This window comes from Rhodopirellula sp. JB055 (genome assembly GCF_043100905.1).
Lineage (GTDB): Bacteria > Planctomycetota > Planctomycetia > Pirellulales > Pirellulaceae > Rhodopirellula.
This window is the reverse complement of record NZ_JBICHO010000349.1, coordinates 1-4,105: the sequence shown is the minus strand read 5'-3', so window position 1 is coordinate 4,105 and position 4,105 is coordinate 1. Positions and strand designations below refer to the sequence as shown.

General features: G+C 55.7%; 3 protein-coding genes. All 3 read left to right on the top strand.

The window, feature by feature from the left end; translation table 11 throughout:
* A partial coding sequence (locus ACF8AM_RS13925) for a hypothetical protein (RefSeq protein WP_392556215.1) occupies window positions 1–802 on the top strand: 802 nt, incomplete at its 5' end.
* 264 nt (window positions 803–1,066) lie between these two features.
* Complete coding sequence (locus ACF8AM_RS13920) at window positions 1,067–2,050, top strand: DUF1559 domain-containing protein (protein WP_392556214.1); 984 nt, start codon at window positions 1,067–1,069, stop codon at window positions 2,048–2,050.
* 143 nt (window positions 2,051–2,193) lie between these two features.
* Window positions 2,194–3,843, top strand: a complete 1,650-nt coding sequence (locus tag ACF8AM_RS13915) for an SBBP repeat-containing protein (protein ID WP_392556213.1) — start codon at window positions 2,194–2,196, stop codon at window positions 3,841–3,843.
* The last annotated feature ends 262 nt before the right edge of the window (window positions 3,844–4,105 follow it).

The window sequence follows — 4,105 nt, the reverse complement described above, 5'->3', positions numbered from 1 at the left end:
GGGAGCCATGCTCAATCATGTCGGCTTGTTTCCGGAAGCAGTCATGCACCAAGTTGATGCGAGTGAGTTGGCGGATTCTGCCTGGGCGAATTTCCCGGATCAGGATGAACTGGCCAAACAAGTTGTCGACGCGATGCGCGTTGCTGCTCCCGATTCATCGATCGAGCTGAATCCCGATCATCCACCCGAATTCACAAACGCCATTGGGTTTCAAATCGAGGACGCGGGGATCCGTCATGCCGTTCATCTGAACCCGGTCGACAAGTCGGCTTGGGTGGCGACCTTCCCGGAAAACCGAGAGCCCATGGAACCTGTTCTGCAGCAGATCAACCGCGTCGATCTCGTCCCCAACCCAGTGAAAGTTGCTGAGCAAACCGTGCCAACGGTCTTGAGTGCAGTGGGAATCGACTCAACCGAAAAGCCGGAACCTCTAGGATGGAGCAAACTGAATTTCTTAGCCAACGTCGATGGCGAGCCCGTTCGCGTCACCTACGTTCTTCGCGATGGGCATTTGGATGTGACCCGGTACACCGGCGAAGACGGGTATTCGCCCCGCGCGTTCTTCGTGCGACTGCACACGTCTCACGGCCAACCGCCCCACTGGAATGGGCGGCGGTTTTGGTCGCTGTTCATTGATGCAATGGCAATTGCGATGGTCACCTGGGGTGTAACCGGACTGTTGATGTGGTGGCAGATCAAACGCACTCGTTGGATCGGCGGGATCGTGATCGCGATCAGCGTCGTCACCGCTTCGGCCATGTTCTTCAGCATGATGAGCTTTTACGCAACGACCAAGCTATAACCGTCATCTGTTGGAATCGTTTCGTTACATGGGACCCCAAGCAGGTTGCTCCGGTAGGAGGCTCACTCAATGCAAATCAGAGAATTGAGGGTCGTCTATTCAAGGAGGGACTTGCAAGACCCAACCACCCCCATGTAGAGTTGCGAATAATTCGCAGTTGCAACAACCAAGCCAGCCTGGAACCGTCGCTTCGCCGACTTTTTCCTCCGCCAGCCAGGAACGTGACAACACACTGTTGATCTCTTTCTTTCGCGGAGGAACCTCATGGGGTTTTCCAAACAAAATTGGTCCAATCGTCGCGCGTTCACCTTGGTCGAACTCCTGGTCGTGATCGCCATCATCGGTGTCTTGGTCGGTCTTTTGTTACCAGCCGTTCAGGCAGCGAGAGAAGCCGCCCGACGGCTGCAATGTAGCAACAACATGCGGCAAATTGGGTTGGCTTGCCACAATTACCACAGTGCCTTGAGAAGGTTGCCGCCCGGCCGATTGGTTTATGATGGCGTCGGATCGACTGGCAATCCGACCAAGGTTGTGACGGGGTTCTTGGCGATGATCTTGCCATACATCGAAGGCTCCAATCTTCATGACATCTACAACCAACACTACGGTTTCGATGATGTTGCCAATCAACCCGCGGTGAATCAGTTAGTGCCCGCGTTCATCTGTCCCTCGACACCGGGCGAGCGAACGATGCCCATCTATGCCGGCTGGAACGTTGGCTGGACCACCGATGTGAACGCAATTCCTGACATCACTGGTACCGCAACCGACTACCAGGGCGTGCGCGGCTTGCATCATTTGAAAGAGACACCGACTGGAGACAAAGTCCATGTGTGGGACTCCGATTGTGGCATTCTGAATGAACGGGGAAGCCGTTTCGCTGATATCTTGGATGGGACCAGCAATACGATCCTGCTGTTTGAAATGGCTGGAAAACCTGATCACTGGAAGCTGAGCAAGCCACAACCACCACCTACCAACGCCCAGTTCTACAGCTATGGACCTTGGGCTGGTAACAACGGAGTCGGTATCTACAACTGGTCCCCCGACGGACTCTTGAAAGGCTGCGACACCTGCGACAGATTCATCAACGTCGACAACGACGCGTCGCCCTACAGCTTCCACGACGGTCTGGTGACCATCGTTTTGGCGGACGGATCCACCCGCACATTGACCGAATCAGTCTCCTCCGAGATCTTCGTCAACCTCTGTGACAAAGCCGACCGCAACGTAATCAGCGAATACTGAGCGCGGAAGCAGGAGCCGTCAGGAAGCAGAGTCGGATAGAATTGCCAGGGTTTCCACGCACAACCAGGACCAACGCCCACACGGTTCGCATCGTTGTCACCCTTCATTCCTGTCAACCTGCTTAGCGACCACGAAAGAGAAACATGTATTCATTCACTCGGTTGCGAGGTCGTCTTTCAATCTCGCTGTTGAACCAAGGTCCGTTGTGCCAGTTCACATTCTTGAACCCTGCGGCACTGTGCGGCTTGGTTGCTCTGATAAGCACGACTGCTCTGTTGGGTTCGTTTTCCATCGGCGTCTCGGCTGCCAATGCAGACGAATATGAAATCGGCTTTTCGACCTTTCTGGGAGGTGGTGACTGGGAACACGCTCGGGATGTCTGTGTCGATGAATCCGGCAACGTCTTCATCGTTGGTGGTACCCAGTCCACCGATTTCCCAACAACCGAAGGTGCTTTCCAGCGCCAGCACGATCGTTCGGGGAAACAGGTCGGAAGCGGCGGTCATTGCGATGCGTTCATCAGCAAGTTTGATCCACAAGGACGAGTGATTTGGTCCTCCTTGCTTGGAGGTCCGAACTACGACCGAGCCTACGCGGTGGAAGTCGACTCGAAAGGCTACGTCTATGTCAGCGGACGCGCGGGCCCCGGTTTCCCGGTGACGGACGATGCGTTTCAATCTGAATTTCAAGGTACCGACAACGGTATCTACGGATTGCAAAACGGCTTCGTCGCGAAACTCAACCCGGACGGCTCCGCGATCGAGTGGGCCGGCTATGTTGGTGTCGGCCAATTGTGTCGCGATCTATCTTTGGATGCTGACAGCAATATCTACCTCGCGTTGCACTACACCGCGAAGGGGCCCTTGCCTCCCAAGTCTTGGTTTGCCAACGCGTACCAACCAAGCCCGGCAGGGGACGTCGAAATCGGCGCCGTGAAGATTGCTAGCGACGGACGTCGTGTTCACTGGGCGACTTGGTTGGGCGGCTCCGGACCGGAGGTTCCCAATTGTGGGATTCGGACTGATTCAGATAGGAATGTGTACCTGAACTTCACCACACGCTCCGACGATGTTCCGACAACCGACCAAGCCCACGACCGGACTTACAATGGACAAGGCGACGCGTTCGTCGCCAAGCTCAGTCCCGATGGTTCCAAACTATTGTTTGGAACCTACTTTGGCGGCAGCGGAATCGAAGAGGGCAACAGCACCCACAACATGAACTTGGATTCAATGGGCAACGCGTATTTGGCGACTTGGACGAACAGCAATGATTTGCCTGTCACCAAAGGAGCGTTCCAAACCCAATTGGCAGGCGGAGCCAACGACGTCGCGATCGCAAAGTTCTCAACTCAAACGGGATCGCTTCTGTCATGCACGTTGGTGGGTGGCTCCGGGGACGAGGAACCCGACGGCATTGAAGTTCATCCCAGCGGGGATGTCTTGTTTGCCGGCAAAACTTCTTCCGACGACTACCCACGGCCCCAGACGGCCATTCAATCTCAGCGATCTAGTCAGCACGATACGATCCTCACCGTGTTATCAGCAGATTTCTCACGCCTGCAATTCAGCAGCTATTTTGGCGGTCCAAGCTACGATTACGGTCGTGCGTGCTGCCTCGATCCACGCGGCAATCTCTATCTCACAGGCTCGACCAACGGACCAGGCTGGCCGCTTCGGAACGCTGCTCAACCCCATTTCGCGGGCGGCGGAGGCGGCAAGGAACTTTGCTACGAAGGTGGTTGCTACGCCGGGGATGTCGTTCTGATGAAACTGCAAAAACACCCCGAGTAGCCAGGTCGGCAGGAAGGATCGGCCAAACTCATGTGAGTCATTTGGGCGTTGGCCAGGACTGCGCGTAGGAGCAGTCGCGTTTGCCATCGCCGCTCGAATGCCGAATGACTCCTGCCGCCCGGCTTGGACTGCACGGCATTGAAACGGTTTCGGTCAACGCCACGTCTTGTCCCTTAAGTCGAGCTGAAGGCAATCCTGCGTCCACTGGTAGAACAAACAGTCGATCGGCGGGCCGAAGCTGGTATCGTGTGACGCGTCGAGT

Coding starts and splice junctions, on each gene's coding strand:
- ACF8AM_RS13920 (WP_392556214.1), top strand. CDS start 1,067: ATGGGGTTTTCCAAACAAAATTGGTCCAATCGTCGCGCGTTCACCTTG.
- ACF8AM_RS13915 (WP_392556213.1), top strand. CDS start 2,194: ATGTATTCATTCACTCGGTTGCGAGGTCGTCTTTCAATCTCGCTGTTG.